Here is a 732-nt window from a genome sequence, read left to right as displayed (position 1 = left end):
CCGCTGCACAGCTTCCACTACTGGGCCAAGCCGGCGCTCGGGTACTATCGCTCGGACGATGCGGCGGTGATCCGCCAGCATATGCTGCAGCTGGAGGAGGCTGGCGTCGACTTCATCAACATCGACAACACCAATGCCCGCAGCACCTGGGACAGCGCTTATTACGAGGATATCTTCGCCAACCCGGCCGAGGTGCTGCTGGACACGTTGCTGGAGATGCGGCAGGAGGGGCTGAGCACGCCGCACGTCGTGTTTTGGACGGCTTCGTGGAGCGACGATCCGAATCCGGCATTCTCCGGCATGGACATCTATAACCGATTTTATGCGAGCGGCGATTATGACGATCTCTTCGTCCAGTATGACGGCAAGCCGCTGCTCCTGGTCACCGACTCCCAGCCAGCCGCGTTGTCCGCGAACTTTACGCTGCGCAAGATGTGGGGCCTGCAGACGGCGATGGCGAATCAGGAATGGTCGTTCCTGCAGCCGCATCCGCAGCTGGTCGGCATGAACGGCACGCAGAAGGAGCAGTTGTCGGTGTCCGTCGCCTTCCAGCAGACGTATATCTCGACCTTCGACACGGCGACGCCAAGGCGCGGAGGCATCACCTTCGCCGCGCAGTGGAAGCGCGCCTTTGAGGAGCGGCCGAAGATCGTCACCTTGACGTGGTGGAACGAATGGATCGCCCAGCGCTTCGAGGACGAAGCCGGCCGCACGCGGTTCGTCGATAACTTC

Annotated in this window: 1 protein-coding gene; it reads left to right on the top strand. The window is 61.9% G+C overall.

The window, feature by feature from the left end:
- Window positions 1–732, top strand: a 732-nt coding sequence (locus PA598K_RS32080; RefSeq protein ID WP_221414198.1) for a hypothetical protein, incomplete at both ends; no start/stop codon positions are given.

This window comes from Paenibacillus sp. 598K (assembly GCF_003851045.1).
Classification (GTDB): Bacteria; Bacillota; Bacilli; order Paenibacillales; family Paenibacillaceae; genus Paenibacillus_D.
The sequence above is the reverse complement of the archived record's forward strand: the minus strand, read 5'-3'. Positions and strand labels throughout refer to the sequence as shown.